The 18,169-nt window shown below is 37.1% G+C and carries 20 protein-coding genes and 5 tRNA genes; 2 read left to right on the top strand and 23 right to left on the bottom strand.

From position 1 onward, the window contains the following. Positions 1-100: 100 nt before the first annotated feature. The 21 genes from rplL to I6U49_RS07995 form a co-directional block, all read right to left on the bottom strand. Entirely contained in the window at positions 101-478 is a 378-nt protein-coding gene (rplL, locus tag I6U49_RS07895; RefSeq protein ID WP_057482050.1) for a 50S ribosomal protein L7/L12, read from the bottom strand. Positions 479-535: 57 nt separating this feature from the next. Then, the gene (gene rplJ / locus I6U49_RS07900) at positions 536-1,057 is read right to left on the bottom strand and encodes a 50S ribosomal protein L10 (protein ID WP_193710515.1); all 522 of its coding nucleotides are present in this window, start codon (positions 1,055-1,057) and stop codon (positions 536-538) included. A gap of 11 nt (positions 1,058-1,068) precedes the next feature. Then, positions 1,069-1,767: a 50S ribosomal protein L1 gene (gene rplA, locus I6U49_RS07905; protein WP_193710514.1), complete on the bottom strand. Its 699-nt coding sequence runs from the start codon at positions 1,765-1,767 to the stop codon at positions 1,069-1,071. An 18-nt stretch (positions 1,768-1,785) separates the two neighbouring features. Continuing rightward, entirely contained in the window at positions 1,786-2,223 is a 438-nt protein-coding gene (gene rplK, locus I6U49_RS07910; RefSeq protein ID WP_057482053.1) for a 50S ribosomal protein L11, read from the bottom strand. A gap of 76 nt (positions 2,224-2,299) precedes the next feature. After that, a complete protein-coding gene (gene nusG / locus I6U49_RS07915; protein ID WP_198628255.1) occupies positions 2,300-2,851 on the bottom strand; it encodes a transcription termination/antitermination protein NusG in 552 nt (183 codons plus the stop codon). Positions 2,852-2,864: 13 nt separating this feature from the next. Next, positions 2,865-3,062: a preprotein translocase subunit SecE gene (gene secE, locus I6U49_RS07920; RefSeq protein WP_193710512.1), complete on the bottom strand. Its 198-nt coding sequence runs from the start codon at positions 3,060-3,062 to the stop codon at positions 2,865-2,867. 20 nt (positions 3,063-3,082) lie between these two features. Then, positions 3,083-3,155 (bottom strand) — tRNA-Trp (locus I6U49_RS07925). 57 nt (positions 3,156-3,212) lie between these two features. Further along, complete coding sequence (tuf, locus tag I6U49_RS07930) at positions 3,213-4,400, bottom strand: elongation factor Tu (protein ID WP_193710511.1); 1,188 nt, start codon at positions 4,398-4,400, stop codon at positions 3,213-3,215. Positions 4,401-4,456: 56 nt separating this feature from the next. Further along, a tRNA-Thr gene (locus I6U49_RS07935) sits at positions 4,457-4,528 on the bottom strand. 138 nt (positions 4,529-4,666) lie between these two features. Next, positions 4,667-4,739: transfer RNA gene (locus I6U49_RS07940), tRNA-Gly, on the bottom strand. Positions 4,740-4,814: 75 nt separating this feature from the next. Next, positions 4,815-4,897: transfer RNA gene (locus tag I6U49_RS07945), tRNA-Tyr, on the bottom strand. Positions 4,898-5,097: 200 nt separating this feature from the next. Further along, a tRNA-Thr gene (locus I6U49_RS07950) sits at positions 5,098-5,171 on the bottom strand. A gap of 100 nt (positions 5,172-5,271) precedes the next feature. Then, the gene (gene hpf / locus I6U49_RS07955) at positions 5,272-5,574 is read right to left on the bottom strand and encodes a ribosome hibernation-promoting factor, HPF/YfiA family (RefSeq protein WP_193710510.1); all 303 of its coding nucleotides are present in this window, start codon (positions 5,572-5,574) and stop codon (positions 5,272-5,274) included. A gap of 29 nt (positions 5,575-5,603) precedes the next feature. After that, complete coding sequence (locus I6U49_RS07960) at positions 5,604-6,497, bottom strand: tyrosine-type recombinase/integrase (protein WP_198628256.1); 894 nt, start codon at positions 6,495-6,497, stop codon at positions 5,604-5,606. Between the two features lie 100 nt (positions 6,498-6,597). Next, complete coding sequence (rpsU, locus tag I6U49_RS07965; protein WP_070055026.1) at positions 6,598-6,792, bottom strand: 30S ribosomal protein S21; 195 nt, start codon at positions 6,790-6,792, stop codon at positions 6,598-6,600. 165 nt (positions 6,793-6,957) lie between these two features. Beyond that, positions 6,958-8,127: an acyl-CoA dehydrogenase family protein gene (locus I6U49_RS07970; RefSeq protein ID WP_198628257.1), complete on the bottom strand. Its 1,170-nt coding sequence runs from the start codon at positions 8,125-8,127 to the stop codon at positions 6,958-6,960. A 118-nt stretch (positions 8,128-8,245) separates the two neighbouring features. Next, positions 8,246-9,112, bottom strand: a complete 867-nt coding sequence (locus I6U49_RS07975; RefSeq protein ID WP_198628258.1) for a ComEA family DNA-binding protein — start codon at positions 9,110-9,112, stop codon at positions 8,246-8,248. 14 nt (positions 9,113-9,126) lie between these two features. Continuing rightward, entirely contained in the window at positions 9,127-11,205 is a 2,079-nt protein-coding gene (locus tag I6U49_RS07980) for an amino acid carrier protein (RefSeq protein WP_198628259.1), read from the bottom strand. A gap of 170 nt (positions 11,206-11,375) precedes the next feature. Further along, positions 11,376-11,606 (bottom strand): PspC domain-containing protein, encoded by a 231-nt coding sequence (locus I6U49_RS07985; RefSeq protein WP_193710505.1) that lies wholly within the window; start codon positions 11,604-11,606, stop codon positions 11,376-11,378. An 18-nt stretch (positions 11,607-11,624) separates the two neighbouring features. Further along, positions 11,625-12,905 (bottom strand): DUF2851 family protein, encoded by a 1,281-nt coding sequence (locus I6U49_RS07990; RefSeq protein ID WP_198628260.1) that lies wholly within the window; start codon positions 12,903-12,905, stop codon positions 11,625-11,627. 43 nt (positions 12,906-12,948) lie between these two features. Continuing rightward, positions 12,949-13,653, bottom strand: a complete 705-nt coding sequence (locus I6U49_RS07995; protein WP_198628261.1) for an SGNH/GDSL hydrolase family protein — start codon at positions 13,651-13,653, stop codon at positions 12,949-12,951. Between the two features lie 59 nt (positions 13,654-13,712). Between I6U49_RS07995 and I6U49_RS08000 the strand changes: the two genes are divergently transcribed. Then, positions 13,713-14,270 carry a hypothetical protein gene (locus tag I6U49_RS08000; protein ID WP_198628262.1) on the top strand — a complete coding sequence of 186 codons (558 nt, stop codon included), beginning with the start codon at positions 13,713-13,715 and terminating at the stop codon, positions 14,268-14,270. Between the two features lie 279 nt (positions 14,271-14,549). Next, entirely contained in the window at positions 14,550-14,897 is a 348-nt protein-coding gene (locus I6U49_RS08005; RefSeq protein WP_193710501.1) for a hypothetical protein, read from the top strand. 59 nt (positions 14,898-14,956) lie between these two features. On the opposite strand, the gene I6U49_RS08010 is transcribed toward I6U49_RS08005, so the two are convergent. Then, entirely contained in the window at positions 14,957-17,062 is a 2,106-nt protein-coding gene (locus tag I6U49_RS08010) for an amino acid carrier protein (protein ID WP_198628263.1), read from the bottom strand. Between the two features lie 97 nt (positions 17,063-17,159). Next, a complete protein-coding gene (locus I6U49_RS08015; RefSeq protein WP_198628264.1) occupies positions 17,160-18,140 on the bottom strand; it encodes a PLP-dependent cysteine synthase family protein in 981 nt (326 codons plus the stop codon). Between the last annotated feature and the right edge of the window lie 29 nt (positions 18,141-18,169).

Raw genomic sequence — 18,169 nt, forward strand, 5'->3', positions numbered from 1 at the left:
ACGGGCGCGCTATAGGGAATCCCCTATATACGCAAAAGGGTTTAGACCTTCAGGAGCGAATCCTGAGGTCTAAACCTAAATAATATTGCTTTCGTCAAGCTTATTTAAGCTCAACCTCGGCTCCTGCTTCTTCTAACTGTGATTTAAGCGCTTCTGCCTCGTCTTTAGCAACTCCTTCTTTTACTGGAGCTGGAGCACCATCTACTAATGCTTTAGCGTCTTTAAGACCAAGACCGGTAAGCTCTTTTACAAGCTTAACAACAGCTAGTTTAGATCCACCTGGAGCTTTAAGGATTACATCAAACTCAGTTTGCTCCTCAGCTTCTTCACCACCACCAGCAGCACCGCCACCAGCAACAGCTACTGCAGCAGCAGCAGGCTCAATACCGTATTCTTCTTTTAATATATCAGCTAACTCATTTACTTCTTTTACGGTTAAGTTAACCAATTGTTCTGCGAAATCTTTTAAATCTGCCATTTTCTATCGTTTTTAAAAAGTTCTTTAATTTATAATTGTTAAAAAGTGCGTACTAATTTATCCTTCCTTTTCAGAAAGTGTCTTAAGGATTCCAGATAATTTACCACCACCAGACTTAAGTGCTGAGATAACATTCTTAGCAGGCGATTGTAATAAGCCAACGATATCCCCAATAACTTCTTCCTTAGATTTGATATTCACAAGGGTGTCAAGGTAGTCATCTCCTACATAAATTCCTTCGTCTACAAAAGCACCTTTAAGAAGTGGTTTTTCGTTTTTCTTTCTGAATTCTTTGATTACTTTGGCTGGTGCATTACCAGTCTCAGAAAACATTATGGATGTATTGCCTTTTAAAACTGAAGGAAGTTCTCCAAATTCTTTCCCTGAAGCTTCCATAGCCTTAGCAAGCAATGTATTTTTAACTACAGCCAGCTTTACGTTAGCTTTAAAACAAGCTCTACGCAAGTTTGAAGTTGTTCCGGCATCAAGGCCAGATATATCTGCTAAATAAACAACAGAATTATCTGTTAACTGGGCAGTTAAATCTTCAATTACTATTGATTTTTCTTCTCTTGTCATAATCTATACTATTATTGCTCAGTGAACCTTTTAGTATCAACCTGAACGCTCGGGCTCATTGTAGAAGACATGTGGATACTTTTAATATACACACCCTTAGCTGCCTGAGGTTTCAACTTCACTAAAGTAGTTAATAATTCTCTTGCGTTACCAGCAAGTTTTTCGGCGTCAAATGATGCCTTACCAATTCCAGCGTGAACAATACCGGTTTTATCAACTTTAAAGTCGATTTTACCAGCCTTAACATCAGATACTGCTTTAGCAACATCCATTGTTACTGTTCCTGTTTTTGGGTTAGGCATAAGCCCTCTAGGTCCAAGTACACGTCCTAAAGGTCCTAATTTACCCATTACACTAGGCATTGTAATAATAACATCTACGTCTGTCCATCCACCTTTTATCTTATCTAAATACTCATCTAGACCTACATAATCGGCTCCGGCTTCTTTCGCCTCCTCTTCTTTATCTGGAGTAACTAACGCAAGTACTTTTACATCTTTACCAGTACCATGCGGGAGGGTTACAACACCTCTCACCATTTGGTTAGCTTTTCTAGGATCAACGTTCAATCGAACCGCTAAATCCACAGATGCATCAAAGTTTTCGTTAGCAACGTCTTTAATTAAAGCAGAAGCTTCCGCAACCGAGTAAGCTTTATTGCTCTCGATCTTAGACTGGGCTTCTTTTTGCTTTTTAGTCAATTTTGCCATTTTTAATTTCTTTTTGGATTAAAACGGTGCATCACCTTTTACAGTTATTCCCATTGAACGAGCTGTTCCAGCAACCATTTTCATTGCAGATTCTACGGTAAAGGCATTCAAATCCTGCATCTTATCTTCTGCAATAGTTCTAACCTGATCCCAAGAAACACTTGCTATTTTCTTTCTATTTGGTTCTCCTGAACCCTTTTTGTTTTTAGATGCTTCCAACAATTGTACTGCAGCTGGAGGAGTTTTAATCACAAAGTCAAAAGACTTATCTGAATAAACCGTAATCGCAACAGGCAGTACTTTACCTTGTTTATCCTGGGTTCTACCATTGAATTGCTTACAGAATTCCATGATATTTACCCCGGCAGCACCTAAAGCAGGTCCAACTGGTGGTGATGGGTTAGCAGCACCTCCGCGAACTTGTAGTTTTACAACTTTACTTACTTCTTTTGCCATTTTATAAATTTTTAAGGTGATAGTTTGTTAGAGTGGAAGCTTTAAAAAACCATCAAAAAATATGTAACTAAAATCTTTATACTTTCTCTACTTGCATATAACTTAATTCCAATGGTGTTTTTCTTCCAAAGATTTTCACCATCACCTCAAGCTTACGCTTTTCTTCATTAACCTTTTCAACTGTACCGTTAAATCCGTTAAACGGACCATCAATAACCTTTATAGTTTCTCCTACAGTAAAAGGAATAGCAACATTATCAGTTTTCACAGAAAGCTCATCTACTTTGCCAAGCATTCTATTTACCTCAGACTTTCTAAGCGGGACAGGATCTCCTCCCTTTGTTTCACCTAAAAAACCGATAACGCCATTTATATTTTTAATTACGTGAGGCATCTCACCATCAAGATTAGCCTGTATCATTACATAGCCAGGAAAGTAAACACGTTCTTTATTTACTTTCTTACCATTTCTAATTTGAATAACTTTTTCGGTGGGAACTAAAACCTGATCAAGATAGTCTTCCATCCCAAGATGGTTTACCTCTTTCTCAATATAGTCTTTAACCTTATTTTCCTGACCACTAACAGCACGAACTACATACCATTTTTTTTCTTTTCCTTCTACCATGCTAATATTTTTTTTAAGATTTAATCCATTCAAAATATTGCTCGATAGCCGAACTAAAAACGGTGTCTATACCCCAAATAGCCAGGGAAAAGATTATAGAAAATACCGCAACCAATATCGTTAACCTTTGAGCTTCAGACCAGCTTGTCCAGGTAACGTGGTTTGTTAATTCGTTGTAAGATTCTGATATATAATTGCCAATTCCTGCCATGTGATTCTTAAGGTATTTTGCACGGGTTGAGAGGCTCGAACTCCCGACACCTGGTTTTGGAGACCAGTGCTCTACCAACTGAGCTAAACCCGTATGTATAAAGGAAGGTTTCCCGCCCCTGGCGGGAAACCTATTTATCATAAACTATAATTAGTCTAAAATTTCAGTAACCTGTCCAGCACCTACTGTTCTACCACCTTCACGGATAGCGAAACGTAGACCTACATTCATAGCGATTGTCTGAAGAAGCTCAACAGTAATAGTAAGGTTATCACCAGGCATTACCATTTCAACACCATCAGGAAGACTAATTGTTCCTGTTACGTCAGTTGTACGTACGTAGAACTGAGGACGGTAGTTATTATGGAATGGAGTATGACGTCCACCTTCTTCTTTTTTAAGGATATAAACCTCTGCTTTAAACTTAGCGTGAGGAGTTACAGATCCAGGTTTAGTAATTACCATACCTCTAGAAATCTGAGTTTTCTCAATACCTCTTAATAAGATACCTACGTTATCTCCAGCTTCACCTCTATCAAGAATCTTACGGAACATCTCAACCCCAGTAATAGTAGAAGTAAGTTTTTCAGCTCCCATACCAATAATCTCTACAGGATCTCCAGTGTTAGCTACACCAGTCTCAATACGACCAGTTGCTACAGTACCACGTCCAGTAATAGAGAATACATCTTCAATAGGCATTAAGAAATCCTTATCAACATCACGCTGAGGAAGCTCAATCCAATTATCTACAGCCTCCATAAGCTCAAGAACAGTCTTAGACCATTTATCATCACCTTCAAGAGCACCAAGTGCAGATCCAGAAATTACAGGACCATTATCACCATCATACTCATAGAAAGAAAGAAGATCTCTAACTTCCATTTCAACTAATTCTAAAAGCTCCTCATCATCTACAAGATCCACTTTGTTCAAGAACACAACAATTCTTGGAATACCAACCTGACGTCCAAGAAGGATGTGCTCACGAGTTTGTGGCATAGGACCATCAGTTGCAGCAACCACAAGAATAGCACCGTCCATTTGAGCAGCACCAGTAACCATGTTCTTCACATAATCGGCGTGACCAGGACAGTCAACGTGAGCGTAGTGACGATTAGCAGTTTGATACTCTACGTGAGAAGAGTTAATTGTAATACCTCTTTCTTTTTCTTCAGGAGCATTATCAATTTGATCAAAAGCACTAGCTTCTGAATATCCAGCATCAGCCATTACTTTAGTAATCGCTGCTGTTAAAGTAGTTTTTCCGTGATCTACGTGTCCAATTGTACCTATATTAAGGTGCGGTTTGGAACGATCATAAGTTTCCTTTGCCATAATTAATACTTATTTAATCTTAGTTATATATTAGTGTTCAATTTAATACAATCTAGAGCCAACGACGAGAATTGAACTCGTGACCTCTTCCTTACCAAGGAAACGCTCTACCCCTGAGCTACGTCGGCAAGCCGAAAGTTACACCTTCAAAGTTCACCGGTTCAAACAAGAAAAACCATAAACCAAAACTGGCTTACGGATATCTAAATTACTCTCAAACCGGAAAAATAAATTAAAACAGGATCAAAACCCTATATTCAATTAAGAGCGGGAGACCGGGTTCGAACCGGCGACATTCAGCTTGGAAGGCTGACGCTCTACCAACTGAGCTACTCCCGCATTGAGTTCAAGATCTAAAATTCTAAAATTCAAAGCTAACATTGAATCAAGAATTCGGAATTTTGAATTGATAAGTGGGGAGAGCAGGATTCGAACCTGCGAAGTCGAAAGACAGCAGATTTACAGTCTGCCCTCGTTGGCCGCTTGAGTATCTCCCCAATTTATTTTTCCACTATTTCATAGAACCGTAGCTGCTATTACAGCTAAGCTTTATGATGGCTTGTTGTTTTAACGGCTGCAAATAAACGTAATTTAACAGCACCATCCAAAGCATTTTTAAAATTTTTTCTATAAAATTTTCAGCAACTTAATTTTCAACAAATTAAGTTTTAAAAACTACTTATTTCAAAATTTCAAGAGCCGATGGAGGGACTCGAACCCACGACCTGCTGATTACAAATCAGCTGCTCTAGCCAGCTGAGCTACATCGGCTTTTACACTACTTTTTTAGCATAAAAAAGTCCGCTATTTCTAACGGACTGCAAATGTATATAAATTATTTCTTTCACAAAACAATTTTTAAAAAAAATATCTAAACGTGCGCACTTAATTTCTCCTTACGCTTAATTAATTGCCTCTGCAAGGATGAAACACATTCATCTACACACTCCTCAAACTTTTTACATGTTTTTTTCACCATAATATCATCTCCAGGAACACTCAACAAAATCTCAGTAACCTTATTATCCTTCGCACTAGTATTTTGCACTTTCAAAAAGACATCTGCATAGATAACTTTGTCATAATAATTTTCTAGCCTATCCAGCTTACGCTGAATAAAATCAATTAATTTTTGATCGGCGTTGAAGTTTACAGATTGCACATTTACTTTCATATTCTGTATAATTTAATTAAACAATTATTTTAATTGGCTTTTTTATTTCTGGGGTGCGCCATTTGATGCACCTTACTAAGCTCTGAAATACTATTATGGGTATAAACTTGCGTTGCTGCAAGACTGGAATGCCCAAGCAATTCTTTTACAGCATTAAGATTAGCACCCTGGTTCAACAAATGTGTTGCGAAAGAGTGTCGCAGAATATGCGGACTCTTTTTTATCTTACCAGATACCCTACTAAAATAATTATTTATAATCCTATAAACAAGACTTTCGTATAATTTAATACCTTTTTGGGAAACAAAAAGGGAAGATTCCTGCCGGCCAGCCATTATACCAGCACGCACATCTAAATACCTCTCCAGATTCGCAATTACACCCGGCAAGAGCGGAACAATCCTCTCTTTTTGTCGCTTACCCAATATTTTTAATTGTTTCCCTGCCAAATCAAGATCCTGAAGCTTTATTTCAATAAGTTCTATACGCCGCATCCCTGTAGTATAAAAAAGCTCTACAATCAACCTATCTCTTAATCCATCAAAACCAGAGGTGTCAATTTGATCAAGGACATTCTTAATTTCAAGTTCAGAGAAAGGTACCTGAATTTTAGAAGCGGTTTTTAAGGCCTTATGTTTTGCTAGCGGTGAAAATTCTATATCCCCGGTTTTCTGAAGAAAGCGATAATAAGACTTTAAAGAAGAAATTTTACGATTTATACTGCGGTTAGACACTCCTTGCTCTACCAAACAAATAATCCAATTTCTTATTTGTGAATAATGTAATTTACTTAAATCCTCTTCATCAAATTCATAAAAAATAAACTCAGAAAAAGATTCTAAATCTGCTTTATAAGCTGTTAGCGTATTGAGAGAATAATTTTTCTCTACCTGAAGATAATCTAAAAATTGGGAAAAAGACATAAAAAAACTGTTGACAAACAAAGTTAGCAAACTTTAATCTATCAACAGTTAATTTTATATTTTCTGAAAAAAATCAGAAAATTCGATCACATCCTTTTCACTAGATATCTTCCTGATCTCTCAAATGCTGGATGTACTCGGCTTTTTGATGCTGAGCTCTCTTCGCAACAGAAGGCTTCGTGAAATGCTGGCGGCTTCTTAGCTGGCGCATTGTTCCGGTCTTGTCGAATTTTCGCTTAAAACGCTTTAGCGCTCTATCTATATTTTCTCCGTCTTTTACTGGTATTATTAACATAGTGTCATCACCTCCTTTCTTTAGAAATAGGCTGCAAAGATAATCTAAATCTAAGAACCCACAACCAATTTTTAATTTATTTCGCTACCGGCTTATACTCATTTTTATCGATCACCATTTTAGCGATAAAAGTGGAATTTTCGCAAAAATGTCAATCTAAAAAGATTACTTCGCCGCCGGCTTGTATTCTTTTTTGTCGATCACCATTTTAGCGATAATCTCTCTAAGAATTTCTGAAGTTCCTCCGCCTATTGGGCCTAAACGACTATCTCTAAACATTCTGGCCAAAGGATAATCTTCCATATAGCCATACCCCCCTAATAATTGAAGACAGTCATAAATAACCCTATCGGCCATTTTGGTAGAAAGCAGTTTAGACATACTGGCTTCCTTTACCACATATTGTCCATCATTAAGGCGCTTGGCAATAGAATAGTTAAACTCCCTATTCACCTCTATTTCGCTGGCCATATCGGCAACCGAATGTCTTAAAGCCTGAAACTTATCTATAGATTTCCCAAAAGCTTCCCGTTCAGCCATATAACCCAGCGTATAATCTAAGGCAAATTGAGCACGAGCATGGGCATTTATTCCCATAATAAGTCTTTCTAAAGCAAAATGCTGCATAATATAAGAGAAGCCTTTCCCCTCTTCACCCATAAGATTTTCAGCCGGGATTTCAACATTATCAAAAGCAAGCTCGGCGGTATCTGAAGCTCTCCATCCCAATTTATCTAACTTTGAAGCTGAAATACCGGGAGCATCCCTATCTACAATAAAAATACTCATTCCTTTATTCCCTTTATCAGGATCGGTTTTAGCAGCAACTACCAGGTAGTCTGAATAAACACCATTAGTAATAAAGGTTTTAGATCCGTTTAAGATATATTTATCTCCTTTTTTTATTGCAGTGCTGCGCATTCCTGCCACATCAGATCCTCCAAAAGGCTCAGTAATACAAAGACAACCTATTTTTTCACCTTCTATACTAGGGGCTAGATATTTCTTTTTAATCTGGTCATCACCTTCTTTGTTTACATGCGTCATTGCTAAATATGCATGGGCCCAAATTGCAGCAGCAAAACCGCCACTGTTTATTTTTTGCAGTTCTTCCAGGAAAATGACGGTGTAGAAAATATCGAGGTTCATCCCACCATATTCTTCCGGTTGGTTAAGGCCAAAATATCCCATCTCTCCAAACTTCTTCCAGATAAACCGGTCTATGGTTCCAGATTTTTCCCATTTATCAATATGCGGTACCACTTCTTTTTGTAAAAAGTCCTGAAAACTCTTCCTAAAAAGCTCATGTTCCTCGGTAAAATACAATGAATTCATATTAAATTATTTTTTTCTTTTTCTTCATAGCAAAGCTATCGCCCTACAAATCAACCAATATTATTTTTTTTAAACTATTCGGAAAGATAAATTATGGAAGTTCAATATTTCCGAATATTCAATTTAAGCTCAAATATAATTGAATTCTATCGATTTTATCTGAAGGAAAACTTTCTATTTTCGATAGTTCTGCAAAAGACTTAATCCCTTCATGAAGCTGGCGATAATCTATTATTTCCCTTGCCAATTCATATTTAATATAAGGAACGCTTACCAGATCTAAAACTTTCGCCTTATTAATATTTATCAAATTGAAATTTACATCTTTAGAAACGCGAAATTGTTTTTGAAGTTTCTCGCGGGCCTCATAGTTTAAACCGTAAATATCCTTAAGCTGAATTTCACTTCTAAATCCGCCAATTCTTGTTCTGTAATTAACTATTCGGTTAGCCAACACCTCTCCTACCCCACTTACTTTTTGCAATTCATTTACATCAGCTTCATTTAAATCTGAAATAGGTATTACAGGTAATACTTTTGTGTTGTTTTTTTGCTTTTGGGCATCAACCACCCAGTCGGGGAATTTAAAATAGGGAGAAATCAAAGCGAGCAAAGAATCTGAAACGCCGGTTACTTTTTGAAAATCTTCTGCAGAATTAATCCAGTTATCTTTATTTCTAAACCGGTGCAGCCTATCGATTTCTGCAACACTCATCCCCAACGTATAGCCCTTAAAGTCTGTTATATAATTTGGATTAAAAGGAAAAATTTTCACTTCATTTGCATCAGCCTGAAGCTGTTTTAATGAATCTATTTTAGCCTGGAAACCCTGTATTTCTTCCGTGGTTATTTCTTCAGTTGAACCATCAGGTCTAAAGTTTAAAAAATAATAGACCCCCTGAAGAATAATTATAATACATAATAAAAGAAAAATCCCATTTTGTTGGCTCCTGCTGAACACAAAATGGGATTTTATCGGTTTCATATTATTGCATAAGATTAGCTGGCTTTAGCCTCCCGTTGTTTTTTAAACAATTCTCCTGCTTTAAGCTTTCTGGAATATTCATTAAGATCTCTTCTAACCTCGGTAGACATAATGTAAAGCCCTATAATATTAGGGAAAGACATTGCCAATATCATCATATCAGAGAAATCCAGCACCGCTCCCAAACTAATAGAAGCACCTACTACAACAAAAATAAGGAACAATATTTTATACGCCAGTTCTGTTTTTTTACTCTTTCCAAATAAATAGGTCCAGGAACGCATTCCGTAATAAGACCAGGAAATCATGGTAGAGAAAGCGAATAAGAAAACTGCCATTGCCAACACATACGGGAACCAGGACACCACACTTGCAAAAGCATCTGAAGTTAATTGAACCCCACCTACTCCTTCTACTTCGTGCATTCCGGTAAAAATTAACACTAAAGCAGTTAGGGTACAAACTACCACCGTATCAATAAAAGGTTCTAATAAAGCCACAAAACCTTCAGATGGTGGATGATTTGTTTTTGCTGCCGAGTGCGCAATCGCTGCCGAACCAACACCGGCTTCATTAGAGAAAGCCGCACGTTGAAACCCAACAATTAACACCCCTATAATACCACCTTTCATTGCGGTAGCGTTAAAAGCACCATCATATATGGCCCCAAATGCCGGAACTATATTTTCTATATTTATAAAGATTACCGTTAAAGCACCAAGCACATATACCGCAGCCATAAAGGGCACTACCTTACCTGTTACTTTAGCAATACTTTGAATACCACCAATAATTACAATCCCTACAAGGATTGCTACAGCTATTCCAAACCAAAAACCATTTCCTATAAGGAATGAAAATTGTCCTGAAAGAATCTCGAAAGATTGATTGGCCTGAAACATATTTCCACCACCAAAAGAAGCACCAATACCCAAAATTGCAAAAAAGGCAGCCAGGAATTTACCTAAACCACGCATATTTCTTTTTTCCAATCCGTAGCGTAAATAATTCATAGGTCCACCAAAAATTCTACCTTCAGAATTTATAAAACGATATTTCACCCCAAGGGTACATTCTACAAATTTTGATGCCATGCCCAATAAACCGGCAATAATCATCCAAAAAGTGGCCCCTGCCCCTCCAAGGGAAATAGCAACGGCAACCCCGGCGATATTACCAAGGCCAACAGTTGCCGAAACAGCTGTAGCCAACGCCTGAAAGTGCGTAATACTACCCGGTGCGTTAGGCTCGTCATACTTTCCTCGCGCCAGATCTATAGAATGTTTAAATCCTTTAAAATTAATGAAGCCCATCTTTACTGTAAAGAATGCTGCTCCAAAAATCAACCAAACCACAATAAAAGGAATATTATGGGTTTGTGGTGTCCCGTTGGGGTTGGTTAAAATCTGCGGCTCATCGTATTGAATTTGCGCCAACATATGCGCGTTGGTTTCAATAAGATCTGAACTGTTTTGATAATCCCAAATGGTTTTACCTTCCTCTACTAAATACTTTACTGTTCCGTTAGCATTAGCTGTAACTTGTAATTCACCGCTATTTTCAGAACTAACTATTGCTATAAGATCTCCTTCATTTACATGAGCACCTTCTTCTACCAACCATTCTTTTAAAGTAAATTTATCTTCAACATCGGCACTCCACTCAGGAGTAGGCACATTACTTAATTCGGCATACACTTTAGGGTCATAAACACCAATTGCGGTAAATGGATCCCAAAAAAGCACTGCAGTCATCGCTTCTACAATAGGAACAAAGGTTCCGTTAAAATGTTCGGTAATAGCCTTAGCTTCTATTTCAAAAGTTTTGGTAACAGAGTTATTTTGGCTATCGGTTACGGTAACCTCGTAAGGGACGCCTTCGGTTAGGTCTTCGGCCCGGGAAGATTGGAGAGAAGTTTCAGGGTTTGACCATTTGTACTGGTAAGGAGGCTCTCCTCCCGTCACCTCAAGGTCTATAAATCCATCATTAATAATATTTGACGGATTGCCTACTTTGGCTTTTACATCCAGTTCTTGTGCATTACCTGCAAAAATCGAAAACAAAAAGAACATTGAAAGTAGATACTTTCTCATATAGTATATTGGTTGTTTAATTTCGAATTAATTTTTTCCGCGAAGCAAGATGCTAAAAAATTAGGCTTTTTCAAATTTTTGGGAGTTAAATTGTAAAGAAATTGTTAAATAATAATTTCATTAATTTTACTTAATACCTGTTTTATTAAAAAAAATCCTCCAAAAACAACTTAAAGATCAAAAACTGAAGTTCTTTTAGTATATACAAGATCCTTAAGCTTTAGCCAAAAAGCCAGAATTAAATAAACTACAAACCAGGAACCAAGGGTGAAAAAAGATGCATAGATAAAAAACAAACGCACACTTTTAGCACGCATTCCTAATTTATCGGCCACTCGTGACGACACGTAGAAGCCATGTTTTTCTAAATAATATCGAATATTATGTACCATTCTTGTCATCCCTACAAATATAATACTTTAAGCCTTTCGCTGTAATAATTTTATACCAATAGCACAATCAAGGCATTTATTGAATTCACAATAGCGTTGTTTTAACTGTACCATTGCCTGAGAGTGCAGGGAATTTTCTACACAGTCTTTTTTAAGCTTGTTATAATTTTGAATAATTTTATTATTCTCGGGAGGTAGTTGTTCCATTAAAGATATCAGCTCTTCCACTTTACCATTTCCCATCGCTTTAGAATAACAAAATTGTAGTGGGATAATCGTATTAATAAGCAATAGATTTTTATAAGCCAGGCTTAAAGATTTTCTTCTTTCTTTATGTTTCTTTTGAAATGTAAAATGTGTCTTCCAAAAATTAGAAGTTTCTATCTCCAGAATTTGGTAAACTACTTCCAGGGATTTTGAAACAATTAATTCTGAAAATAATTTTCTATGTTTATGGTAAAGCGAAGCCAGTTGAGACAATCTTATGTTTGGAAAGTTATCTGGTCTAAGCCTGAAAAATTTAGGTCTTATCACACCTAAATTTGATAGTTTATATTTATGGCTCAAATAAATATATTCCTTTTTAAGCTCTAGAAAATAGGGAATATTAAGTTGTTTTTCCAGCAAACCACACTGCCCAAAAAGCAAAGCTTCCATCTGTAAATTATTTTGCGAAGCTTTTTGTAAAACCGAAAAATTGAAGCTTTGTGCCATACTTAAAAATGCATCTCCATTCAGGTTTAGTCCAAAATTTTTAGCCAACATCTGAAACAAAACCATTTCCCAATTATTTCCAGATTTTTTTAATAGGTCCTGAATTAGCACCGACTTTTCTTCCAGGCGTTCTATATAAAGGCGCTCCTGCCAGTGCCTTAAGGTGAAACTACTGGTATTCTTGAAGCCTTTTCCGCAATTAATCCAGTTTTGAGAGGAAACAAAAAGTTTTTGATACCCGGAAATTAAGCTCCTGTCTACTAAATTTTTAAGACTTAAAGCCGGAATTGCACTCTTATTACGCCTTTGCACCTCAACATCATCTTCCCAAACCACGTGCAAAATTACATTATCGTAATTGCGATCGTTTTCGTGTTGATGAAAATACCAATCGGAAGCTTTTATATGCAACTCTACATTACCAGCCCAAATTTGATCTCCAATTTTAACCCGGGCATTAAAAAAATCGGGACCTGAATTATAGTTATGAGTTCCGGTATCTATTAGAAGTACCTTCTCTCCCTGCGTAGTAACAGCATTGGTAAAATCGAATTTCTTATATTTCCAGAGATAATGTAAAAAGTCTTCCCGCATCTTTTAAAATTAAAAAAATACGGTTCAAAATGTAGTGTTTAGACTACTGTGGCAACATTTGGGGGATATCATCTATAATCTCATCCACCCAATAACGATACATCAATTCACTTGGATGTAGACCATCGGGTGCAATAAGTGCATCATCCCTGGCGGCTTCTCTAGATATTGGAGTTATGTTATAAAAGTCAACTTCAAATTCTCCCGCCACCTTTTTAAATACAGCATTAAATTGATCTATTTCCGTGGCAATAGTTTCAGCGTTTTCCTGCCCAAAAGGGGTTACCCCATAGTCTGGGATACTCACTGCAAAAACACCCTTTTCCCGTTGTTTTGAATGATTAAGGGCTAACTTAAATATTTCACGTAACTCCTTCTCATAAGCTTCAATACTTTTTCCCTGATATTGATTATTAACACCAATTAGTATAGAAACAAGGTCAAATTTCCTGGTATAATTTAGCTCAGACCGCATAACGCTTAAAAGATTTCCGGTAGTCCAGCCTGTTTTTGCTATAATTTTAGGTGGGGCAACTTTATATCCTCGCTCTCTTAACCTCACTGCAAGTTGTACCGGCCAGCGTGCACTTTCTGGCACACTCTCGCCTATTGTGTAAGAATCACCAAGCGCCAAATAACTATAATCCATAGCATAGGAATTCCCGGTTTCTGAATCTTCAGAAATAACATTTGAAGTGCCACAGCCAATTATAATAAAGCTTAAAAATATGATGTAAAATTTGTTCATGGTAAAACTTTTAAAAAGCGTATTTTGCAGCAATTTAAAACATTTACAGCATTTGTGACATGAAATTAAAGTTCATTTTTCTTCTATTAAGTGTTTCATTATTTGCCCAGGAAAATCCCGCAGCAAGCTTTTGGAAGCAACTTCAACAACATTGCGGAAATACTTATGAGGGTGTTATTACAAAAGATTTGGGGAATGATGATTTTGCCAATAAAAAATTACTGATGCATGTAAGGTCTTGTAATGAAAGTGAAATTAAAATTCCATTTTTTGTAGGGGAAAATAAGTCCCGAACATGGATTTTAAGATTTAAGAATAATAGAATTCAACTAAAACACGATCATCGAAAACCTGATGGAAGTGAAGAAGAAATTACACAATATGGTGGTATTTCTACCAATACCGGCTTATCAAATGTTCAGGTTTTTCCTGCAGATACGGAAACCGCTACACTACTTCCTGCCGCAGCAACCAATGTATGGTGGATAACCTTGGATGAAGAATCTTTCACTTACAACCTTAAAAGAATAGGAAGGGAAGGTCATTTCACAGTAAAATTTGATCTTTCAAATCCGGTAGCCACTCCTGTAGCACCCTGGGGTTGGGAAACAAATTAATTTTAATCATCTTTATCTGGAACCCCAAACAATGCTTATTATTTAGGCGAAGTTCTCAAATCTTAAAAAACTCATTTACCATCACTTATAAAAAGTGAATTACAGAACAGACATGAAACCAACCCAGAAAAACACTACAAACACCCCTTCTTCAACTTCTGAAAAGAATAAACCCAAGAGTTCATTTTCAAAATTCTTTTCAAAATTGGGGTATTCCATCTGGATGATTGTTATGGTAGTTGGCGGGGTACTTGCATTTTTAGTTTCCCTCTTTTTACTATGAAAAGCTTAAAAACAGTATTTGTTTTATATTGTATTGTTTTTACTATACTTCAACTTTTCTATTTTTTAGATCAACCTATCCCTGGTTTTATAAGAAATTACCTGGCAGATTTTCTTTGTATGCCTATTGTTTTAAGCATTTGTCTTTTTGTGGTACAGCTAGTTAAAAAAGATAAAAGCATTCGCTTAAACATAAGTACGATATCATCGGTTTTTTTAATGTACAGTATTTATTTTGAAATGATACTTCCTCCTATTCATTGGCGATATACCGCCGATTATAGAGATGTCTTACTCTATTTAGCAGGAAGTATCATTTTCTATTTTCTACAAAAAGCACCTTAAAAAACAGGTCAAAGATCAGGATGGTTCATCAAAACCATCCTGATTTTTAGTTTTGCGAACTAGGCTTCAGCTTTTCTAAACTTTTCACTGATATATAAACTTCCCGCTTGAAGTCGGTCCCAATAAACCGCCATATCATTTCGCACTTCAGAAGACATAATATAGAGCCCTATAATATTTGGAAAAGACATAGCCAGAATCATCATATCTGAAAAACTAAGCACAGCACCTAAACTGGTTGAAGCTCCTAATACCACAAATAGTAAAAACATAATTTTATAGACCATTTCTGACTTTACGCTTTTTCCGAAAAGGTAGGTCCAGGACCTCATTCCGTAATAAGACCAGGAAACCATGGTAGAAAAAGCAAATAAAAATACGGCGAAGGCAAGCACAGCCGGAAACCAGGAGATTACGCTACCAAAAGCATCAGAGGTAAGTTCTACCCCACCAAGTCCGTTTACTTCGTGCATTCCCGTAAAGATAAGAACCAGGGCGGTCATAGTACACACCAACATGGTATCAATAAAAGGTTCAACCAGAGAGGTAAAACCATCGGCAATAGGGTTATTGGTTTTAGAAGCACTATGTGCAATTGCGGCAGAACCTACTCCTGCTTCACTGGAGAAAGCGGCACGCTGTAAACCAATAATCAAAACTCCTATAAATCCACCTTTCATGGCATCAGCCGAAAGTGCACCATTATAGATCGCAGAAAAAGCTCCGCCAATGTTTTCGATGTGTGTACCAATTACAATAGAGCAACCAATAATATACACCATGGCCATAAAAGGAACTACTTTACCGGTAACCCGGGCAATACTATTAATTCCTCCAATAATAACCACTCCAACCAGAATAGCGAAGAAAACACCAAACCAAAAACCATGACCTTCCAGAAAAGGCATTTGTTCTGATACAATTTTAAACGCCTGGTTAGATTGAAGCATATTTCCGCCCCCAAACGAAGCTCCAACTCCCAATACTGCAAAAAGACTAGCCAGGAACTTCCCCAGGGTCTTCATATTTCTTTTTTCTAAACCATAGCGTAAATAATTCATGGGGCCACCAAAAATTCGGCCTTCACTATTTATAAATCGGTATTTCACCCCCAGGGTACACTCCACAAACTTTAAGGACATAGCAAAAAAGCCGGCTAAAAACATCCAAAAAGTTGCGCCTGCACCCCCTAAAGAAATAGCCACGGCTACCCCGGCAATATTTCCAAGCCCAACTGTGGCCGAAACCGCAGTTGCCATAGCTTGAAAGTGCGTAATTGTTCCTGGTGCGTTTGGATCGTCATATTTTCCTCTGGCCAAATCTATAGAATGTCCAAATCCGCGAATATTTATAAAACCTAACCTAAAAGTGAAAAATATACTTCCAATAATTAACCACATTACAATAAACGGAATGGAGTTTTTCTTTTTATCGCCATTTGGGTGTAATAGTGGTTGTGGTTCGGCATAGATTATTTCTGCAAGCATATGGGCATCCTGCTCTATAACATCACTGGTACTATTAGGGTCAAAAATAATTTGCCCTTCTTCTACCAAATAATTGAGTTTCCCTTCAACCGGAGATAAAACAATAATCTCTTCTCCTGCATCGCTTTCAATAATCGCAATTTCATCACCCTCTTTAACCTCACTTTCCTTGTCTAGCAACCATTTTTTTAGGGTATAGGCTTTTTCATTTGTGGCGTCCCATTGTGGGATGGGAACCTGTTTACTGGGTGTGTAAACTATGGGATCAAAAAGACCCAAAGACGCAAATGGGTCCCAAAAAAGAATTCCGCCAAGAAAATCTACCGCAGGCTGAACATTACTATTGAATATTTCGGTTATAGATTTTGCCGGAATTGTAAAAGAAGTAGTAAGGGTATTGTTATTGGCATCGGTCACTTTAACGGTATGCTTCATACCCTCTATAAGACCTGTAGATTTTTTGGCATCTAATGCGGTAGATTGATTAGTCCATTTGTATTGGTATGGTGCTTTACCTCCGGTAACTTTAACTTCGGCGATGCCATTATTGATTTCACGGGACGGATTTTCTAAAATCACCTCTATTTCAAATCCCGAATTATTTTTTTTGTTTTCCTGTGCGCTGGTAATGGCTGTTAGCATTAAAAATATACTTGTAAAAAGCCATAAATTCCTCATAAAATAAATCTGTTATATTAGTATTTAATTTTAAAATATTCTCCCTAACCAAGCCTTCTAATTTATAGGTCACCTAAAATCAGTTAGCTCTCATAGGTTAATCTAAAAAGCCTTGTTTTCTCATCCAATCGTCGTTAAAAATTTTACCTACGTAGCGGCTACCGTGGTCGTGAAATAAAACTACCACCACATCGTCTTTGGTGAAATGTTCTTTTAACTGAAGTAAACCTTTTGCTGCCGCTCCTGCCGAGTTTCCTAAAAAGAAACCTTCTTCTTCGGCAAGCTTTCTGGTATAAATAGCAGCATCTTTATCGGTTACTTTGGTAAAACCATCAATTACACTAAAATCTACATTTTTGGGCAAAATATCCTCCCCAATCCCTTCAGTTACGTAGGGATAGATTTCATTTTCATCAAACTCACCAGTTTCGTGGTATTTCTTAAAAACCGAGCCGTAGGTATCAATACCCCATACTTTAATATTGGGATTTTTTTCTTTTAAATATTTACCAACCCCAGAGATAGTTCCGCCGGTACCAACTCCTACCACAAAATGCGTCACTTTCCCATCGGTTTGTTCCCAAATTTCGGGGCCGGTACTTTCGTAATGCGCTTTGGTATTTGCCAGGTTGTCGTATTGATTCACATACCAGGAATTTGGTATTTCTTCGGCCATTCTTTTTGAAGTCGAATAATAAGATCTGGGATCGTCTGGTGCTACTTCGGTAGGGCAAACTACTACCTGGCAGCCTACCGCTTTTAAAATATCAATTTTCTCTTTGCTCTGTTTATCAGAAAGCACGCAAATCATTTTATAACCTTTCACTATGGCAGCAAGTGCGAGCCCCATTCCGGTATTCCCTGAGGTACCTTCAATAATAGTTCCTCCCGGTTTCAATTTCCCGGTAGCTTCAGCTTCTTCTACCATTTTTACAGCCATACGATCTTTCACCGAATTCCCCGGATTAAAAGTTTCGTATTTAGCCAAAACAAGGGCATCAATCTCTTTAGTAATCTTATTCATCTTCACCATAGGGGTATTCCCAATGGTTCCCAATATATTATCTACATAGTCCATGTCTCTATTTTTGAATTTGCAAAGGTAAA

The organism is Salegentibacter maritimus, from assembly GCF_016236915.1.
Classification (GTDB): Bacteria; Bacteroidota; Bacteroidia; order Flavobacteriales; family Flavobacteriaceae; genus Salegentibacter; species Salegentibacter maritimus.

Coding starts and splice junctions, on each gene's coding strand:
- I6U49_RS08000 (WP_198628262.1), top strand. CDS start 13,713: ATGAAATTAAAGTTCATTTTTCTTCTATTAAGTGTTTCATTATTTGCC.
- hpf (WP_193710510.1), bottom strand. CDS start 5,574: ATGAAAGTAAATGTGCAATCTGTAAACTTCAACGCCGATCAAAAATTA.
- rplJ (WP_193710515.1), bottom strand. CDS start 1,057: ATGACAAGAGAAGAAAAATCAATAGTAATTGAAGATTTAACTGCCCAG.
- I6U49_RS08015 (WP_198628264.1), bottom strand. CDS start 18,140: ATGGACTATGTAGATAATATATTGGGAACCATTGGGAATACCCCTATG.
- I6U49_RS08005 (WP_193710501.1), top strand. CDS start 14,550: ATGAAAAGCTTAAAAACAGTATTTGTTTTATATTGTATTGTTTTTACT.
- I6U49_RS07970 (WP_198628257.1), bottom strand. CDS start 8,127: ATGAATTCATTGTATTTTACCGAGGAACATGAGCTTTTTAGGAAGAGT.
- rpsU (WP_070055026.1), bottom strand. CDS start 6,792: ATGTTAATAATACCAGTAAAAGACGGAGAAAATATAGATAGAGCGCTA.
- rplK (WP_057482053.1), bottom strand. CDS start 2,223: ATGGCAAAAGAAGTAAGTAAAGTTGTAAAACTACAAGTTCGCGGAGGT.
- I6U49_RS07980 (WP_198628259.1), bottom strand. CDS start 11,205: ATGAGAAAGTATCTACTTTCAATGTTCTTTTTGTTTTCGATTTTTGCA.
- secE (WP_193710512.1), bottom strand. CDS start 3,062: ATGGCAGGAATTGGCAATTATATATCAGAATCTTACAACGAATTAACA.
- tuf (WP_193710511.1), bottom strand. CDS start 4,400: ATGGCAAAGGAAACTTATGATCGTTCCAAACCGCACCTTAATATAGGT.
- I6U49_RS07960 (WP_198628256.1), bottom strand. CDS start 6,497: ATGTCTTTTTCCCAATTTTTAGATTATCTTCAGGTAGAGAAAAATTAT.
- I6U49_RS07985 (WP_193710505.1), bottom strand. CDS start 11,606: ATGACAAGAATGGTACATAATATTCGATATTATTTAGAAAAACATGGC.
- rplL (WP_057482050.1), bottom strand. CDS start 478: ATGGCAGATTTAAAAGATTTCGCAGAACAATTGGTTAACTTAACCGTA.
- I6U49_RS07995 (WP_198628261.1), bottom strand. CDS start 13,653: ATGAACAAATTTTACATCATATTTTTAAGCTTTATTATAATTGGCTGT.
- rplA (WP_193710514.1), bottom strand. CDS start 1,767: ATGGCAAAATTGACTAAAAAGCAAAAAGAAGCCCAGTCTAAGATCGAG.
- I6U49_RS08010 (WP_198628263.1), bottom strand. CDS start 17,062: ATGAGGAATTTATGGCTTTTTACAAGTATATTTTTAATGCTAACAGCC.
- I6U49_RS07990 (WP_198628260.1), bottom strand. CDS start 12,905: ATGCGGGAAGACTTTTTACATTATCTCTGGAAATATAAGAAATTCGAT.
- nusG (WP_198628255.1), bottom strand. CDS start 2,851: ATGGTAGAAGGAAAAGAAAAAAAATGGTATGTAGTTCGTGCTGTTAGT.
- I6U49_RS07975 (WP_198628258.1), bottom strand. CDS start 9,112: ATGAAACCGATAAAATCCCATTTTGTGTTCAGCAGGAGCCAACAAAAT.